Below are 16,349 nucleotides of genomic sequence, written 5' to 3'. Positions count from 1 at the left end.
CGCACCCCGTCCGGGGTGCGGCCCTCCGCCGTGTGTGCGGCGCGGTCAGTAACGCGGCCGGCTGAACCAGGCGTTGCCCTCGTCCTTCGAGACGAAGACCAGCACCAGGATGCCCAGGACCGTGTGGACCAGGCCGAGCGGGAAGGTGAGCAGGCTCAGGATGATGTTGCCCACGCCGAAGACGATGGTGCCGGTGCGGACGCCGGAACCGCCGTTGGCGAACTGCGCGGCCAGGGTGATCGCGGTCACGGTGAAGATCACGATGACCACGATGACCGCGATCAGCAGGCCCTTGCCGATGTTCATCGCCGTGATGTCGTCACTGGTGGTGTACGCCGAGGTGTTGTGCGACGCCTTGCTGACGCCGCCCAGCCCCATCACGGCGAGGACCAGGCCGATGAGGTTCAGCCCGGCCAGCACGAACAGCATCACCCGCGCGGCCTTGACGCCGCCGGGCATCACCGTCGGGTACTGCGGCTGCATGGCGGGCATCGGGCCGCCCGGGTACGGGCCGTACGGCGAGGGCTGCGGCGGCTGCTGGGGATAGCCGTAGCCGGGCTGCTGGCCCGGAGGCGGGCCGTAGGGGTTCTGATTGGGGTAGCTCACGGGCGGTGTCCTTCAAGCGACTTGAACGGAGCCCGCGAAGGCCCCGATCGCGCTGTTGCGAGGGGGCCTTCGGGGAGTGACGCAGGTCCGGCCGGGGCGGGGCCCCGGCCGGAATGCCGGTGCCTTACTGGGACTTGACGACCACCGTGCCGGCGATCTTGTCGGCGAACGTCTGCGACTTCTCGTCCCACAGCGGCCACAGGTAGCCCAGGCAGCAGAACCCGTCGAGGATGTGGCACAGCTTGCGGACGAAGGCCATACCGAAGCCGATCGGCTGGCCGGTCGCCTCCTTGACGAGGCGGATGCCGAGGGCCTTCTTGCCCGGGGTCTGGCCGGTGCTGCCTTCCTTGGCGAGCACGAACAGACCGGCGGCCAGGGCGATCAGACCGGCGATCGCGATGAGCACGAACGAGCCGACCGGAGTGGCGCTGTCCGCGGCCTTGTTGTAGGCGTCGCTGATGCACTGGATGTCACCGGGCGGGCAGGACGAGGTGTCCGGCGTGACCGTCGCGGCGCTCGCGGACATGGCCAGGGCGACGAAGTACAGGATCGTCGGGAGCAGACCCACGATCAGGTAGTCGATGAGGTAGGCGCCCACGCGCGCGCCCCAGCTCGCGTAACCCTGCGGCATGCCCGGCATGGCGTAGCCCGCCTGCTGCGGGTAGCCGCCGTAGGGCTGCTGCGGCGGGACCTGACCCTGCTGGGGGTAACCGTACGGCTGCTGCGGGGCCTGCGGCTGCTGCGGGTAGCCGTAGCCGGGGCCGCCCTGCGGGGGCACCGGGGGCTGCTGCCCGTAGGGCGCCTGCGGGGCCTGCGGCGGCTGGCCGTACGGGTTGTTCGGGTCGCCGAAACTCATGTGGTGTTTTCCTCCGTTGGGTCAGTGGGGACGACGCAGCGTGACTCGGAGGAAAAACAGGTTTCACTGGCCCGCCCCCGACGATGCCTGCGGCACTGCGGCGTCAATCCTTCTAGGTGGGCCTTGACTCTGTCCAGTCAGATAGCGGAGCCGTTGTCCAAGTGCAATGATCACTTCCGGCCATATCATGTCCGGTTTCTGCGGGGGCTGATGGGGCTCGGCGCGGGCCGCCGCACGACCGCGCGCGCGGGCTCCGCGCGCGCCCTGATTGGAACGTGACCGCCCTCATCCGGGAGGATGGAGACATGACTGCCCAGATTCTGGATGGCAAGGCCACCGCAGCCGCTATCAAGTCCGAGCTCGCCGCCCGCGTCGAGGCCCTGAAGGCCAAGGGCGTCCAGCCCGGCCTGGGCACCCTCCTGGTCGGCGACGACCCCGGCAGCCGCTGGTACGTCAACGGCAAGCACCGCGACTGCGCACAGGTCGGCATCGCCTCGATCCAGCGCGAACTGCCGGAGACCGCCACCCAGGAGGAGATCGAGGCGGTCGTCCGCGAGCTGAACGAGGACCCGGCCTGCACCGGCTACATCGTCCAACTCCCGCTCCCCAAGGGCATCGACGCCAACCGCGTGCTGGAGCTGATGGACCCGGCCAAGGACGCCGACGGGCTGCACCCGATGAGCCTGGGCCGGCTGGTGCTCGGCATCGAGGGCCCGCTGCCGTGCACCCCGTACGGCATCGTCCAGCTGCTGCGCCGCCACGAGGTCGAGATCAAGGGCGCCCACGTCGTCGTGGTCGGCCGGGGCATCACCATCGGCCGCCCGATGCCGCTGGTGCTCACCCGCAAGTCCGAGAACGCGACCGTGACCCAGTGCCACACCGGCACCCGCGACCTCTCCGCGCACCTGCGGCAGGCCGACATCATCGTCGCCGCGGCCGGTGTGCCGCACATCATCAAGCCGGAGGACGTCAAGCCCGGCGCGGCCGTCCTGGACGTCGGCGTGAGCCGGGACGAGCAGGGCAAGATCGTCGGCGATGTGCACCCCGGCGTGGCGGAGGTGGCCGGCTGGGTCGCCCCCAACCCCGGCGGCGTCGGCCCGATGACCCGTGCCCAGCTGCTGGTCAACGTCGTCGAGGCGGCCGAGCGCGCGGCCGGCTGAGCCGCGCGTTGCCCGTACCCTCGAAGAGGTCAGGCCCGGCCGCGGACGGCCGGGCGGACCGCCGGACCAGGACACCGAAGGGACTGCCAGCCATGCCAGCCGAAGCGCATTCGGACGGCGCCTCCGAGCCGCAGCGCTCCTCCCGCCGCTTCCCGACGCTGACCCGCGACACGGCCCGGCCGGAGGGCGGCGGACGAGCCGCTTCCGGCGAGCACTCCGCGCCCGCCCGGCAGTGGCCGCTGCTCACGGTCATGGGCGGGGTCGCCGTCGGACTGCTGCTGGTCGCGTTCGACGCGTTCCGCATCGGCACGCTGATCGTCGGGCTGTCCCTGCTGGGCGGGGCCGCGCTGCGCTGGGCGCTGCCGTCGGTCGGCATGCTCGCGGTGCGCTCCCGCTTCACGGACCTGGCCACGTACGGCGGGCTCGGCTTCGTGATCGTGGTGCTGTCGATGATGGTGCAGCCCAAGCCGTGGATCCACGTCCCGTTCCTGGACGACATCGTGCACTTCACCGTGCGCTGACGCGGCACCCGCGGCGCACGGCACGGCGGCGGCCCGCCCCTTCCCCCGTGGAAGGACGGGCCGCCGCCGCGTGCTCAGGGCCTCAGCACCACTTGTCCGAGTAGATGCTGAGGAGGTTGTTGCCGATGAGCTTCCAGCCGGTGCCGCGGTTCAGCTTGTAGTGGCGGCCGTGGTAGCCGGTCTTCTCGTAGACCGTCACGTTGCAGCGGGTGCCGTTGTTGTACGCCGACCACGGGTTGGCGAAGGCGCCGCCGTAGTGCCGCAGGTCACGGTTGTTGCCGGCGACCTTCTTCGGCGTCCCCTTGTAGTTGGGCCGGGGTAGACGCACAGGTAGCCGCGGGGGCAGTTGCTCGGTGCCCGCAGGACGGTGGCCGAGCCCTGCTTCGCGGGTGCGGGGGCGGCGCTGGCGACGGCCGGTGCCAGCGCGAGCCCCCCGGAGACGGCCGCGGCGGCCGCGGTGAGGGCGAGGCGCTTGCGAGCGTTCATGGTCGGGTTCCTCCCCGTAGGTGGCCAGGAGGCGGCGCGGGGTGGACCGCGCCGCCGTGGTGCGTCACCGACTGTGCGCCCCCGGTCCGCGCGGCCGCCACAGACTCCGGACCGATGGGGATCCCCTGGGACGTCCCAGCCGCTGACCTGCGGGGACGTCGGATCCGCAGACGCCGCGGTGGGACGGCGGACGAGGAGGAAGGAGGCGGTACGCATGTCCGGATACCGTGCGGAAAGAGTAAAAAGGGAAACCGGAGGGCGCATCCGGGCCATCATCGGCGCCATAGGGGGCTGCTGGCCTCGGGGGACAAGCACACGCGTATGGGGTGGAACATGCCGCGTTGGAAAGGGCTGCCCGAAACACTGGACCATCGGGTGCGGCAGCTCGTCGTACAGCTGCGGAGGCTGAAGGACCACAGCGGGCTGAGCCTGGCCTCGCTCGCCGCCAAGACCGCCTACAGCAAGTCGTCGTGGGAGCGCTATCTCAACGGCAAGAAGCTGCCGCCGCGGGAGGCGGTGGAGGCGCTGGCGCGGATCTGTGACGCCGACGCGACCCGGCTGCTGGCACTGCACGAGGTCGCCGCACAGGCGTGGGGCGCGGAACGGGCGGCGCCGCCCGGGGCCGCCGCCCCCGAGGAGGACGGACCCGCCACCCCCACACCCATAGCTGAGGACGAACTCGCCATCCCCGCACCCGTAACCGGGGCCGGCCCCGCGCCCGTTGCGGCGCCCGGCCGTCCGTGGCTGCGGCGCGGGCGGCTCGCCCTGCTCGGCGGGCTGGTCGTGCTCGCGGTCGCCGCGGCGGTGCTGGTGGCCGTCCGGCCGTGGCAGGACGACGGCGACGGCCGCGGGACCGGCCCCGCCTCCGCCGGCCGGACCACCACCGCCGCCACCCGGCGTTCCGCCACCGCGTCGGGGAGACGTTCCGCTGCCATGTCCGGCGCACCGCGGGCGTGTTGACCGCCGACCGCAGCCGCACCGCCACGGCGATCCTGGGCAGCGGCATGACCGGCTGGGAGGTCGTGGAGGCGCAGTGCCTGCTGAACCACCAGGGCTACGACCCGGGCCCGGTGGACGGCATCGTCGGGGAGCACACCATGCGCGCCGTCAAGCGGCTGCAGGCCGCCGCCGGGCTGCCCACGGACGGGATCGTGGGCCCCGACACCTGGAAGGTGCTGCGCCGGTGAGCGGCCCGGGCAGCGAGCTCTGCGAGAGCGTCGAGAGCTCCCGACTGGCCGCCGGATTACGGGAGTTGCGCGGCCGTACGGGTCTGAGCCTGGCCGCGCTCGCGGCCCGCACCCCGTACAGCAAGTCCTCCTGGGAGCGCTATCTCAACGGCAAGAAGCTGCCGCCGCGGGACGCCGTGGAGGCGCTGTGCCGGCTGGCGGGCGAACCGGCCGGCCGGCTGCTGGCGCTGTGGGAACTGGCGGACGCGGCCTGGAGCGGACGGGCCGCGCCCGCCGCGGCCCGGGCGGAGGCCGCCGCCGAGCGGGACGCCGCGGTCGAGCCGGGGCCCGCGGCCGGGCGGGACGCCGTGGGTGATCCGGAGGTCCCGGCCCGCCCCGTGCCGCCGGAACCGCCGCAGCGGCCGCACCCGCCGCCCCGGAGGACGCGCCGGCGGGTGGTGGCCGCGGCGGCCGGGGCCGGTGCCGGGGGGTTGGCGCTGGCCGTGGCGGTGACGTTCCTGGCGGGGGAGCGGGCCGGGGAGGCCCGCGGTGGCCCGGCCGCGAGCGCCGCGCCCACGTCCTCGGCGGTGACCGGCTGCCGCGGGCGGTCCTGCGACGGCAAGGACCCGCAGTCGATGTTCTGCGGCGGCGAGGGGATGGTGGACACGGTCGTCGAGGCCGCCACCGCCCGCGGCGCGCACGTCCAGGTCCGGTACGGCACGGCGTGCGCGGCCGCCTGGGGGCGGCTCCGCGGCGGCCGGATCGGGGACCGCATCGAGGTGACCGCGCCGGGGGCCCTGCCGCGGTCGGTGCGGGTCAGGGACCGGTTCGACGCCGAGGGCTACCTGGTCACCCCGATGGTGGCGGCCCGCGGCCCGCGGGGCGTCCGGCTCTGCCTCTACCCGGCGGGCGGCGCCCCCCGCGAGTGCTTCCGGCACTGAGGCGCGCTGCGCGAACGGCGGAGCGGGGCGCTCCCGGGAGGCGCTGCCCAGGTCCGAATGCTCCCGTGCGCCCAGCGGGAAGCGGACGTTCCCCTGGCTGGCGGTGTCCCTCCTGGGGGTGAATAGGGCGGGTCCGGGGGAGTCGCGCCGCGTACGGCGCGTGAGTGGGCGAACAGGGGGAGCCATGCCTCGCTGGAAGGCACTGCCGGAGGAACTCGATCCGGCCGTGGGGGAGTTCACGGAACGGCTGCGCGGCCTGGTGGACCGCAGCCGGCTGAGTGTGGCCGCCGTCGCGGACCGCACGGGCTACAGCAAGACGTCGTGGGAGCGCTATCTCGACGGGCGGTTGCTGCCGCCGCGCCGCGCCGTCGTCGCGCTCGCCGAGGCGACCGGCACCGACCCGGGACACCTCGTCATGCGGTGGGAACCGGCCGAACGCGCCTGGAGCCGGGCCGAGCTGCGGCACGACGTACCGAGGGAGGCGATACGGGCCGCCCCGGCGTGGGCCGTTCGGGAGGCCGCGATGGCACCGGGCGCGGTCCGTACGCAGGTCGCGCAGCTGCCGCGGCGGGGCGAGGAATACGGCGAGGAATACGGCGAGGAATACGGCGAGGAACACGGGGAGGCGCGGACCGCGGAGGCCGGCGGGCCGGGCCCGGGGGCGGAGGCCGGGCCGGAGCCGTCGGCCGGGCCCGGTGCCCTCGCCGGCCGGCGGGCCCGTCGGCTGCGGGCGCTGATGCTGGCGGTCGGCGTCCTCGGCGCCCTGCTGATGGCGCTCGCCGCGGTCCTCCTGCTGGCCCCCGGACGCTGACGGCCCGCCCCCGCGCGCCGGGGCGGCCGCGGCGGCCCGGCGCGCCGCCACTGGCCGGGAATCGACGGCCACGCGGCGTTCGCTGAAAAAAGGGGGGCATGCACCCGGTTATCCCGGGCAGGCGCCGGTTATCCCCCCACGGGTGTGGCACAACCTGGCGGCCGCCCGCTTCCCCCCTCCTTGAGCGGGCGGCCGCCGCCACGGTCCGTGCGGGCGGGCCGGGCGGAGGCCGGGTGGAGCCGTCGCCGACCGCGTTCCGGGCGGGCCGCCGTCCGGGCTCCTGGTACACCCGGTGAGGCGTGCCACACCGACCCGTCACCGGCACCGGTCAGGGGTCCGATAGCCTGACGGCCGGGTCTCTCGATACCAAGAGACCTCGATAGCTGGGCAGGGACACCCACCGCCACCCATGGTGGTCCAGGGGCTTGCCCCCGGAAAACACCGCGCAGGAGATCGCCATGACCCGCACTCCCGTCAATGTCACCGTCACCGGCGCCGCCGGCCAGATCGGTTACGCACTCCTCTTCCGCATCGCTTCCGGTCATCTGCTCGGCGCGGACGTGCCGGTCAAGCTGCGCCTCCTGGAGATCCCGCAGGGCCTGAAGGCCGCCGAGGGCACCGCCATGGAGCTGGACGACTGTGCCTTCCCGCTCCTCCAGGGCATCGACATCTCCGACGACCCGAACGTGGCCTTCGACGGCGCGAACGTCGCCCTGCTGGTCGGCGCCCGCCCCCGCACCAAGGGCATGGAGCGCGGTGACCTCCTGGAGGCCAACGGCGGCATCTTCAAGCCGCAGGGCAAGGCCATCAACGACCACGCCGCGGACGACATCAAGGTCCTGGTCGTCGGCAACCCCGCCAACACCAACGCGCTGATCGCCCAGGCCGCCGCGCCGGACGTACCGCGCGAGCGCTTCACCGCGATGACCCGCCTCGACCACAACCGGGCCATCTCGCAGCTGGCGCAGAAGACCGGCACGCCGGTCTCGGAGATCCAGCGCCTGACGATCTGGGGCAACCACTCCGCCACCCAGTACCCGGACATCTTCCACGCCACGGTCGCCGGCAAGAACGCCGCCGAGACCGTCAACGACGAGAAGTGGCTGGCCGACACCTTCATCCCGACCGTCGCCAAGCGCGGCGCCGCGATCATCGAGGCCCGCGGTGCCTCGTCGGCCGCCTCCGCCGCGAACGCCGCCATCGACCACGTGCACACCTGGGTCAACGGCACCGCCGACGGCGACTGGACCTCGATGGGCATCCCGTCGGACGGCTCCTACGGCGTCCCGGAGGGCCTGATCTCCTCCTTCCCGGTCACCACCAAGGACGGCAAGTACGAGATCGTCCAGGGCCTGGACATCAACGAGTTCTCCCGCTCCCGCATCGACGCCTCCGTCAAGGAGCTGGAGGAGGAGCGCGAGGCGGTCCGCGCCCTCGGCCTCATCTGAGTAACTCTCGTTCTCCCGCCGGAGCCCGCACGGTCCCCAACGACCGTGCGGGCTCCGGCCGTTGGGGCCTACTTCCGGTGCGGATGCCGCCGGATTTCGACATTGCAGTCGGACACCTTCGACCGGTTCCCGACCGCATACGCCGCCACTCGCTGCTGGGCCAGCGCTTCGCACACGTCGCAGCCGGTGGCCGGCTCGGGGTCCCGCACCGGCTCCCCCAGCTGAACGGACTGACGCGCGCGGCCGGTCACCACACCACCACCGGCGCCGCCGCCCGCCGCGCATGACGTGGTGAGGCGTCCGCGGTCCGATGCCTTCCGGTGCCGGGCAGTAACAGCCGTAGCAGCGGTTCGAAGAGCCGGATAGCGTGGTGCATGTCATCAATCTCTCTGGGTTGAAGGCCACGCCCCCGGACGTCTGCCAACGTCGCGGGGGTTCGCCGTTCGTTACTCTGGGTGTGTTCATCGTTGCTCAGCGGGGTGGGCGGTGACAACGCTGAGCGCGTGTCAGTGGGCAACTGTCACAAGGGGGTGCCGTGAGCCGACGCAATGGCGCGGGGGGCACGGCGGCTACGACGGCCGTCGTGTTCGGTGAACTGCTGAAGCACCACCGGGAGGCGGCGGGCCTCACCCAGGCGGCCTTGGCGCGGAAGATTCCGTGCGACCGCTCGCACGTGGCGCGTATTGAGGCGGGCACGCGTGTCCCACAGGACGCCTTCGCCAAGCACTGCGACGAACTGCTCGGTACGGGTGGGGTGTTGCTCCGGCTGTGGGGGAGGATCGACTGGTATCCGGAGGTGCAGCATCCGGACTGGTTCGAGCGTCGCGCCCAGATGGATGCGCTGGCTGTGGCCCTCCGGGAGTACCAAGAGCGGGTAATCCCCGGTTTGTTGCAGACGGAGGACTACGCCCGGGCGCTGTTCTCACGCGTTGCGAGCGGCAATGAAGTCGAGGAGCGCGTACAGGCCCGACTGAGTCGACAACAGCGCTTCCTGATGACCGCCGGCCCGCAGTACATCGTGGTCCTGGACGAAAGCTGCCTACGCAACCTTGTGGGGAGCTCTGCCATCATGCGTGAGCAGTGTGCGCACCTGCTGAACGTCCAACGCCATCGCAACATCCGCATTCAGGTGGCGCCAGCCGAATTCCCTGAACTCGTGCGCCCCAACGCCTCTATGTCGCTGATCACGCTGCCTGACGGGCACAGGTGGGTCTATTCGGAGTCCCTGGACCGTGGCTATTTCAACGACGATCCAGCTGTCTGCGTACGCCATGAGCGGACCTATGATGCGCTGAGGGCGGATGCTCTGTCGGCTCGGGATTCTGCCGCCCTGATCGGCGAGTTGATGGAAGGTTGCGAGCGCGATGGACACGGTCGATCTGGGCACGGCGATCTGGATCAAGAGCAGCCACAGCGGCGACAACGGCGGCAACTGCATCGAAGTAGCCCCCGGTATCCCCGGCGTCGTCCCCGTCCGGGACAGCAAGGACGCTGACGGGCCCGTGCTGTTCTTCCCGGTGGGTGACTGGTCGTCCTTTGTGACTGCCGTCAAGAAAATGACCCTGTCGTGACCTTGCGTTAACTCCCTGACACGGAGTGCTTCCCTGGCCTATGCTGCGGCTTCCGCGAGGCTTTTGGGGGAGGCCGATGGACCGGACGAACGTACCCGCGCAGTTCACGAAGCCCGCACCGCTCACTCCCGTCCCGCCCGGTGCCAGTGAGGCCACCAGGCTGCTGTGCGCCGGGACGTACCTGGACGAGGGGTTCCGGGACGCGGTCATCGACGAGCTCTACGTCCACGAAGAACGGTTCGCCGCGCCCTCGTTGGGCATCGACGCGGCCCGGGTGCTGGCGCACGCGCTGCGTGCCCGGTGGCTGGAGCTGGGCTGGGCGGCGGCGATCCTCGGCTTATGGATCGTGGCGATCCCGCTGTCCGGCGGGATGGTGACGTTCTACATCCTGCCCGTCGTCCTCATCGGACTGTCCCGCCTGGTCCGCCGGGCGCCCCTGCCGCAGTGGCTGGCCCGCTCGGCGTCCTTCGTGCTCCGTTGGTACGGCCGGCTGTCCCTGATCTTCTTCATGCTGGGGATGCTGGCCGCCGGATTCGCGGTCAGCCTCTGGTCGTCGCTGATCGGCCCACTGATCCCCAACCTGCTGTCCTTCGTCCTGCCCGGCAGCGGCGGGAGCGACAGCGGCGACTGGGGCGGCTCCTCGTACGGCTCCTCCTACGACAGTGGCAGCGACTCCGGCGTTTCGTCGGCCCTCGCGGCCTTCCCGTTCTGGGTCACGCTGCTGCTGCCGGTCGCGCTGGCCGTCCTGGTCGGGTTGCAGCGCGGGCAGTTCGCCCGTTCGCTGGCCCGGGAACTGTCCAAGGAGCGGTTCCCCGACGTGATGGCCGATCCGGCGGAGCGGGCCGAGGGCTTCCGGTTCCGGCGGCTGCGGGACCGGGTGCGGATCGAGCAGCACGGGCCGCTGGTGATGTACCGCGCGGCCAACCCGTTCTGCGGCGCCGGGTACCCGTACAAGACCTGGTCGCTGTCGGTGGAGCTGGTCCCGCATCCGGACCGGGAGACCGAGCCGCTGGACAACGGCGCGATCCTGGCCCGGATCGTGCCGCTGGTGGAGGCGCTGCGGGAGCCGTCGCCGCACGGCTCACCGCAGGCGGCGGCCGCGGTCCGCGACCGGCTGCGCGCCCTGGAACTCGACGAGTGCGTCTTCCTGCCGGCCGAGGGGCTGCCCGACCGGGCCGCGGCGCCGTACGCGCCGGAGGCGTTCGAGGCGCACCGGGCGGCCTCGGTCGAGGAGGGCGGCGAGACCCGGCGGCACTTCCTGCGGATCCGGGTCGGCGGCTGGAACGAGGGCATCGTCACCACGGTCTTCGTCCGGGTCCACACCCAGGGCGGGATGCTGATGCTGGAGGTCGCGCCGCACGTGCTGTGGCCGCTGCGGCAGCTCTTCCAGGACGCCGACCGGCTCGCCCACCAGTACCGGCACCACCACCACTTCGGCAAGGCGGTCTGGGCGCTGGCCCAGACGCCGCGCTCGGCCGGGAACGCGCTGCTCACCCTGGGGCGCGGGCTGCGCTCCGCGTGGCGGCTGGCCACCGCCGGGAACGGGGCGGCGCTCCCGGAGGGCCCCGGCGTCTCCGTCCGCGAACTGGGGTCGTACGGCGAGGCGTCGCTGTTCCAGGACATGGACGTGGCGCGGTACCTGAAGACCGTGCAGCAGCGGGTGACGGCCGGGGTGACCACCGCGCTGCGCGAGGCCGGTTACCAGACCGACGAGTTCGAGCAGCGCATCGTGCACGTCGCCGAGGGCGGCGTCTACGTGGAGTCCGCCCAGGGGGCCGTCGGCATCGGCGACCACAACACGATCACGCAGAACACCACCGCGGGTGGCACCGCCCCGAAGGGAAGGAAGAACAGTGGCAACGGCTGACGCGCGCGGCAACGGCATCCACATCGGCAGCGTCCGGGGAGCCTTCGCCATCGGCGACCACAACACCGTGACGCAGAACGAAGGCGGCGGCGCACCGGCCGCCGATCCGGCGCAGGAGGAACTGCTGCGTGCGGTACGGGAGTTGCGGGCCGATCTGGCCCGGGCGGTGCAAAGTCCCGAGGTGACCGCCCTGGACGAGGAACTCGCCGGAACGGAAGGCGAGATCGCCGAGGGCGGGGCGGCCGGGCCCGGGCGGCTGGCGCGGCTGCGTACGGCGCTGACCGACGCCGGCGCGGTGGTCGGGCTGCTGGCGTCCGGTGCCGCGGTGACCCAGGCGGTCGCGGCCCTGGTGGGTGGGTGACGATGCCGCGCGGCGGGCCGGCCCGCTGGAACGACGAGACGCAGAGCTGGGAGGACGGCAGGCCGGCGCCCGCCCCGTACAGCGGCCCGATGCCGCCCCGGCCGACCTTCGCCCCGAGCGCGGGCGCACCACCGCAGCCGCCCTTCGGCCCGTTACCCGACGCCTCCCTCACCGTCCCCGGTTCCGCACCCGGTCCCGGTCCCGCACCAGGTCCCTTCACCGGCGTCCCCGGTGCCGCACCCGGTGCCGCACCCGGTGCCGGCCCCGGTCCCCGGCGCCGTACCGCTGCCCTGATCGCCGGGGCGGCCGTGGTGGTGATCGCCGCCGGGGCCGGCGGCGGCTATCTGCTGTGGGGCCGCGACGGCGACGCGCCGCCCGCCGCCCGTACCCGGGCCTCCGCCCCGCACACGCCCACCGCCGCCACCACCCCGTCCGGCGTCGACAGCACGCCGCCCATGGACCCGGCCTCGTCGCCCGCCGTGCCCGCCGGCTACCGCCTCGTCCACGACGCCAAGGGCTTCACCCTCGCGGTGCCGGACGGCTGGGAGCGCAGCGAGCGCAAGACCGGGGTGTTCTACACCGCGCCGGACGACCGCGGGCTGCTGCAGATCTTCGAGATCACCGAACCGGACATCGCGCCGCGCGAGGCGCTGGAACAGGCGTCGAAGGGCTGGCCGGCAACCCCGGCTTCGAGCAGATCAGCCTCGGCGCGTTCGACGGCCCGGCGCCGGGCTCGGACGCCGCCCAACTGGTCTACGCCTATGACAGCGAGCGGCTCGGGACCCGCGTCAAGGTCGTCGACTGCGCCTTCACCACCGACGACGGCCGGCAGTTCGCCGTCCTGGTCCTGGGCACCGAGGCCGACTGGCCGCTCCAGCAGGAGACCCAGCGGATCGCCCTCCAGGCGTTCTCCCCGGAAGGCTGACGGCGCGCCCGCCCCGCCTGCTCGCCCGTCCCGCCTACTCGGCGATCTCGGTGCGCTCCCACCACTCGTACACCGGCAGCGCCCCCTCGGGGGTGTACTGCTGGCGGGTGGTGGGCCGGAAGTGTTCGTAGCCGCCGCGGAAGGGGATCTTCAGCTCGCTGCCGTGCGGATCGGCCGGCACGATCCGCTCGGGCAGTTCCGCGGGACCGCCCTCAAGCACTGCTTTCGCCGCTGTCTGCACCATGTCTGCATTCTCACTCCGCGGGGTGCGTCGCGCGCGCCGCGGATCAGTCGCGGGGGAAATTCTCCGTGGAGATGCTGAAACCGGGGAATGCGTGTGTGAGGTCGACCGGCTCGCCGTACTTGAGGGTGAGATCGCGCAGGTACTCGCCGTCCTGGGGGTGCGTGAAGACCCGGCAGCGGCCGAGATAGGGATCGGCGATGACATAGACCGGAATACCGGCTTCGGCGTAGATCGCCTTCTTCGGGCCGTAGTCGTTCACGGCGGTCCCCTGGGAGATGACCTCGGCGATGAGCTCGATGTCCTGATACCGCCAGCGTCCCAGTGCGTTCTTCTTGGCGCCGTCGGCGAATTTGGCGATGTCGGGGCAGAAGCCGTTCTCCTTGCCGGGGAAATCGATCCGGACGTCCGACAGCACCAGGACGTCCACCCCGAAGCGGTCCTCCAGCGCCCGCAAGAGCTGGCGGATGGTCAGCCAATGCGCGTCCCGCTGCGGCGACATGAAGATTGTCCCCCCGATGATCTCGGTCTTGTAGCCCTCGGGGGAGGCTCCCTCCAGCCGCGCGAACAGGTCGTCCAAGCGCTGTTGGTTTTCGGTGGGCTCTGCCATCTCCATCCCGTCGGTCGCGATCGCTTCGGTCCGCTCAAGGCTGATGGTCATCGTGGCGCTCCTCCCCGCTGCCACGTCGTACGGGCAGCCGCACGGTCCAACGATAGGGACCCGAGCCGGTCACGCGCTGTAGCGGCATATGCCATTCACGCGGTGTGTGTCCCCTGGAACAGGTCCTCCAGTGCCGAGATGTCGACGGTGTCGCCGGGGGGCGGGGTCGTGGTGGGGACCGGGGTGCCGTAGTTGCTCAGGAGGACGGTGCCCTTCTGGTCGTCGGCCTCGGCGGTGAGCTTGAGGGGGTAGTGGGTGCCCTTGATCGCGACGTAGAGGGTCTCGGTGACGCCGTCGGTGTGTTTGACGACGGGGAGGACGGGGGTGCCCTCGTGGGTCGTGGGGTGGCCCTTGGTGAGCTTGGCGGTGGGGGTGGGCTCGCCGGACGGGGGCGGCTCGCCGGGGCCGGCGGCGGACTCCTGGAAGGCGCTGAGGTCGCAGGCCGTGGCGAGGTTCTTCAGGAAGGCGTCGTGGTCGGCGGTGCCGTGCAGGAACGTGTTGCGGTACTTCGCGGCCGCCCGGGCGCCCTCCTCGCCGGGCAGCTGGCTCTTCCAGAACGCCGCGTCCGGCTTCATCCACACCTGGTTGCCGCGCTTGATGATCTCCACGCGGCCGAGCGCGCCCTTGCTGATCGCGCCGGCGCAGTTGCCGGCCTTGTCGAGGGTGATGTCGAGCTTGGTGGGGTCGGCGGTGGTCTCGGTGCGCAGCCGCAGGGACTTCGCGGTCACGAGCTGGTGCAGGGCGTCGTCGGAGATCTGCTGGGCCGATTTCCCCGCGAGGTCGCCCTCACCGTCGGGATCGCCGGCCGCCGCGGCGCCCGTACAGGCGGCCCCGGCGAGCAGGGCCGCTCCGCAGCCCAGGGCGGTGGCGGTGACGGCACGCCGTCTGGTGGTCATCTCGATACCTCCGGGCGGAGGGGGCGGAGGGGCGTATGAGGGACGGCCGCACGGACCACCTGCTGCCGGCGGGACGTACGGCACGATCTTCCCGCTTGGACATACGGCTATTCAGGTTACGTTCTGGGACATTTCTCTGCACGACGAGTGAGTCGGCTCACTTTCCGCGAATGTTTGGGCATAGGTGGGGCGCTTCCGGGGAGGGGTCCCCGTTGCTGGTGACGCCACTGGTTGCACCAGTGGGAACACAACGAAGACCGGAAGGCAGAAAAAATCGTGTCGGCAAGCGAGACCATTCACGTAGACGGGGTGTGGCGGGACGCCGCGTCCGGGGCCACCCGAGAGGTCCTCGACCCCGCCGACGCGACGACCCTCCAGGTGGTGGCCGAGGGCGGTGCCGAGGACGCGGACGCCGCGGTCGCGGCCGCCGCCCGGGCCTTCGACGGCGGCGCGGGCGCCTGGCCCCGTACGCCGGTCGCCGAGCGCTCCGCGCTGCTGCGCCGGGTCGCCGACCTGCTCCAGCGCGACCGCGAGGAGATCGCGCTCATCGAGAGCCGGGACACCGGCAAGACCCTGGAGGAGGGCCGGGTCGACGTCGACGACGTCACCAACGCCTTCCGGTACTTCGCCGACGTGGTGATGAACGAGAGCGGCGGCCGGGTCGTCGACGCCGGTTCCGCCGACGTGCACAGCGTGGTCGTGCACGAGCCGGTCGGCGTCTGCGCGCTCATCACGCCGTGGAACTACCCGCTGCTGCAGGCCAGTTGGAAGATCGCGCCGGCCCTCGCGGCCGGCAACACTTTTGTGATCAAGCCCAGCGAGGTCACCCCGCTGTCGACCGTGCACCTGGTCAAGCTGCTCGTCGAGGCCGGGCTGCCGGCCGGGGTCGCCAACATCGTCACCGGCGCCGGTCTGCCGGTCGGCCAGCGGCTGGCCGAGCACCCGGACGTCGACCTGTTCTCCTTCACCGGTGGCCTGGTCAGCGGCACGAAGGCCGGTGCGGCCGCGGTCTCCGGCGCCAAGAAGATCGCGCTGGAGCTCGGCGGCAAGAACCCGAACGTGGTCTTCGCCGACGCCTGCGCCACCGAGGAGGGCTTCGACACCGCCGTCGACCAGGCGCTCAACGCCGCGTTCATCCACAGCGGGCAGGTCTGCTCCGCCGGCGCCCGGCTGATCATCGAGGAGTCGGTGCGCGACCGCTTCGTGGCCGAACTCGCCCGCCGCGCCGAGCGGATCAAGCTCGGCCGGGGCACCGAGGACGGCGTGGAGTGCGGCCCCCTGGTCTCCCAGCAGCAGCTCGACAAGGTCGAGGCGTACGTCGCCTCCGCGCTGGCCGAGGGTGCCCAGCTGCGGTGCGGCGGGGCCCGGCCCGAGCCGTCCGCCGTCCGCCCGGCCACCGGCTACTTCTACGCGCCGACCGTGCTGGACGGCTGCCACCGCGAGATGAAGGTCGTCCGCGAGGAGACCTTCGGGCCGATCCTCACGGTCGAGACCTTCGGCACCGAGGACGAGGCCGTCGCGCTCGCCAACGACACCGAGTACGGCCTGGCCGGCGCGGTCTTCTCCGCCGACACCGCGCGCGCCCGCCGGGTCGCCGCGCGGCTGCGGCACGGCACGGTCTGGATCAACGACTACCACCCCTACCTCCCGCAGGCGGAGTGGGGCGGCTTCGGCAAGTCCGGCATCGGGCGGGAACTCGGCCCCACGGGTCTGGACGAGTACCGCGAGAGCAAGCACATTTACGAGAACCTCCGGCCCGAGCCGGTGCGGTGGTTCGCGGGCTGACCGGTCCCCCACCGGACCGCCCGCCTCCCCTCAACCCCCGCACCACC

General features: G+C 72.2%; 19 protein-coding genes. 13 read left to right on the top strand and 6 right to left on the bottom strand.

Annotated elements, in window-relative coordinates; genetic code table 11:
- Positions 1–45 precede the first annotated feature (45 nt).
- Both OJ254_RS05280 and OJ254_RS05275 read right to left on the bottom strand, forming a co-directional pair.
- The gene (locus OJ254_RS05280; RefSeq protein WP_265361445.1) at positions 46–606 is read right to left on the bottom strand and encodes a hypothetical protein; all 561 of its coding nucleotides are present in this window, start codon (positions 604–606) and stop codon (positions 46–48) included.
- Positions 607–730: 124 nt separating this feature from the next.
- Positions 731–1,462 (bottom strand): RDD family protein, encoded by a 732-nt coding sequence (locus OJ254_RS05275; RefSeq protein ID WP_265361444.1) that lies wholly within the window; start codon positions 1,460–1,462, stop codon positions 731–733.
- Positions 1,463–1,767: 305 nt separating this feature from the next.
- Here OJ254_RS05275 and OJ254_RS05270 point away from each other — a divergent pair, with 305 nt between their 5' ends.
- Together OJ254_RS05270 and OJ254_RS05265 are read left to right on the top strand one after the other, a co-directional pair.
- Positions 1,768–2,622, top strand: coding sequence for a bifunctional methylenetetrahydrofolate dehydrogenase/methenyltetrahydrofolate cyclohydrolase (locus OJ254_RS05270; RefSeq protein ID WP_261956101.1), 855 nt, complete (start codon positions 1,768–1,770; stop codon positions 2,620–2,622).
- 92 nt (positions 2,623–2,714) lie between these two features.
- Positions 2,715–3,143, top strand: a complete 429-nt coding sequence (locus OJ254_RS05265) for a DUF3017 domain-containing protein (RefSeq protein WP_265361443.1) — start codon at positions 2,715–2,717, stop codon at positions 3,141–3,143.
- 82 nt (positions 3,144–3,225) lie between these two features.
- On the opposite strand, the gene OJ254_RS05260 is transcribed toward OJ254_RS05265, so the two are convergent.
- The gene (locus OJ254_RS05260; RefSeq protein WP_265361442.1) at positions 3,226–3,471 is read right to left on the bottom strand and encodes a peptidase inhibitor family I36 protein; all 246 of its coding nucleotides are present in this window, start codon (positions 3,469–3,471) and stop codon (positions 3,226–3,228) included.
- 491 nt (positions 3,472–3,962) lie between these two features.
- Here OJ254_RS05260 and OJ254_RS05255 point away from each other — a divergent pair, with 491 nt between their 5' ends.
- The 10 genes from OJ254_RS05255 (at position 3,963) to OJ254_RS05210 (ending at position 12,719) form a co-directional block, all read left to right on the top strand.
- Complete coding sequence (locus OJ254_RS05255) at positions 3,963–4,589, top strand: helix-turn-helix domain-containing protein (protein WP_341483566.1); 627 nt, start codon at positions 3,963–3,965, stop codon at positions 4,587–4,589.
- The gene (locus OJ254_RS30920; RefSeq protein WP_341483565.1) at positions 4,586–4,816 is read left to right on the top strand and encodes a peptidoglycan-binding domain-containing protein; all 231 of its coding nucleotides are present in this window, start codon (positions 4,586–4,588) and stop codon (positions 4,814–4,816) included. Before OJ254_RS05255 ends, OJ254_RS30920 begins: the two co-directional genes overlap by 4 nt.
- Positions 4,813–5,736, top strand: coding sequence for a helix-turn-helix domain-containing protein (locus OJ254_RS05250; protein WP_265361441.1), 924 nt, complete (start codon positions 4,813–4,815; stop codon positions 5,734–5,736). Before OJ254_RS30920 ends, OJ254_RS05250 begins: the two co-directional genes overlap by 4 nt.
- Before the next feature lie 184 nt (positions 5,737–5,920).
- The gene (locus OJ254_RS05245; protein ID WP_265361440.1) at positions 5,921–6,547 is read left to right on the top strand and encodes a helix-turn-helix domain-containing protein; all 627 of its coding nucleotides are present in this window, start codon (positions 5,921–5,923) and stop codon (positions 6,545–6,547) included.
- A gap of 458 nt (positions 6,548–7,005) precedes the next feature.
- Positions 7,006–7,995 (top strand): malate dehydrogenase, encoded by a 990-nt coding sequence (locus OJ254_RS05240; protein ID WP_261956095.1) that lies wholly within the window; start codon positions 7,006–7,008, stop codon positions 7,993–7,995.
- A gap of 583 nt (positions 7,996–8,578) precedes the next feature.
- The gene (locus tag OJ254_RS05230) at positions 8,579–9,490 is read left to right on the top strand and encodes a helix-turn-helix domain-containing protein (RefSeq protein WP_265361438.1); all 912 of its coding nucleotides are present in this window, start codon (positions 8,579–8,581) and stop codon (positions 9,488–9,490) included.
- The gene (locus tag OJ254_RS05225) at positions 9,432–9,566 is read left to right on the top strand and encodes a DUF397 domain-containing protein (protein WP_265365055.1); all 135 of its coding nucleotides are present in this window, start codon (positions 9,432–9,434) and stop codon (positions 9,564–9,566) included. Before OJ254_RS05230 ends, OJ254_RS05225 begins: the two co-directional genes overlap by 59 nt.
- 76 nt (positions 9,567–9,642) lie before the next feature.
- Positions 9,643–11,433: a hypothetical protein gene (locus OJ254_RS05220; RefSeq protein WP_265361437.1), complete on the top strand. Its 1,791-nt coding sequence runs from the start codon at positions 9,643–9,645 to the stop codon at positions 11,431–11,433.
- Complete coding sequence (locus OJ254_RS05215; protein ID WP_265361436.1) at positions 11,420–11,794, top strand: hypothetical protein; 375 nt, start codon at positions 11,420–11,422, stop codon at positions 11,792–11,794. The genes OJ254_RS05220 and OJ254_RS05215 overlap by 14 nt, the downstream gene beginning before the upstream one ends.
- A 349-nt stretch (positions 11,795–12,143) precedes the next feature.
- Positions 12,144–12,719, top strand: a complete 576-nt coding sequence (locus OJ254_RS05210; RefSeq protein ID WP_265361435.1) for a hypothetical protein — start codon at positions 12,144–12,146, stop codon at positions 12,717–12,719.
- Between the two features lie 34 nt (positions 12,720–12,753).
- Here OJ254_RS05210 and OJ254_RS05205 read toward each other — a convergent pair whose 3' ends face one another.
- From OJ254_RS05205 to OJ254_RS05195, 3 genes are all read right to left on the bottom strand, one after another.
- Positions 12,754–12,963, bottom strand: coding sequence for a DUF5988 family protein (locus OJ254_RS05205; protein ID WP_261956089.1), 210 nt, complete (start codon positions 12,961–12,963; stop codon positions 12,754–12,756).
- Positions 12,964–13,006: 43 nt separating this feature from the next.
- Complete coding sequence (locus tag OJ254_RS05200) at positions 13,007–13,621, bottom strand: Uma2 family endonuclease (RefSeq protein ID WP_265361434.1); 615 nt, start codon at positions 13,619–13,621, stop codon at positions 13,007–13,009.
- Positions 13,622–13,716: 95 nt separating this feature from the next.
- A complete protein-coding gene (locus OJ254_RS05195; protein WP_265361433.1) occupies positions 13,717–14,517 on the bottom strand; it encodes a hypothetical protein in 801 nt (266 codons plus the stop codon).
- A gap of 276 nt (positions 14,518–14,793) precedes the next feature.
- Here OJ254_RS05195 and OJ254_RS05190 point away from each other — a divergent pair, with 276 nt between their 5' ends.
- Positions 14,794–16,302, top strand: a complete 1,509-nt coding sequence (locus OJ254_RS05190) for an aldehyde dehydrogenase family protein (RefSeq protein WP_261956086.1) — start codon at positions 14,794–14,796, stop codon at positions 16,300–16,302.
- Positions 16,303–16,349 lie beyond the last annotated feature (47 nt).

Origin of the sequence: Streptomyces endophytica (assembly GCF_026153355.1) — a bacterium.
Taxonomy (GTDB): Bacteria; Actinomycetota; Actinomycetes; order Streptomycetales; family Streptomycetaceae; genus Streptomyces; species Streptomyces endophytica.
This window is presented reverse-complemented; position numbering and strand designations above follow the sequence as displayed.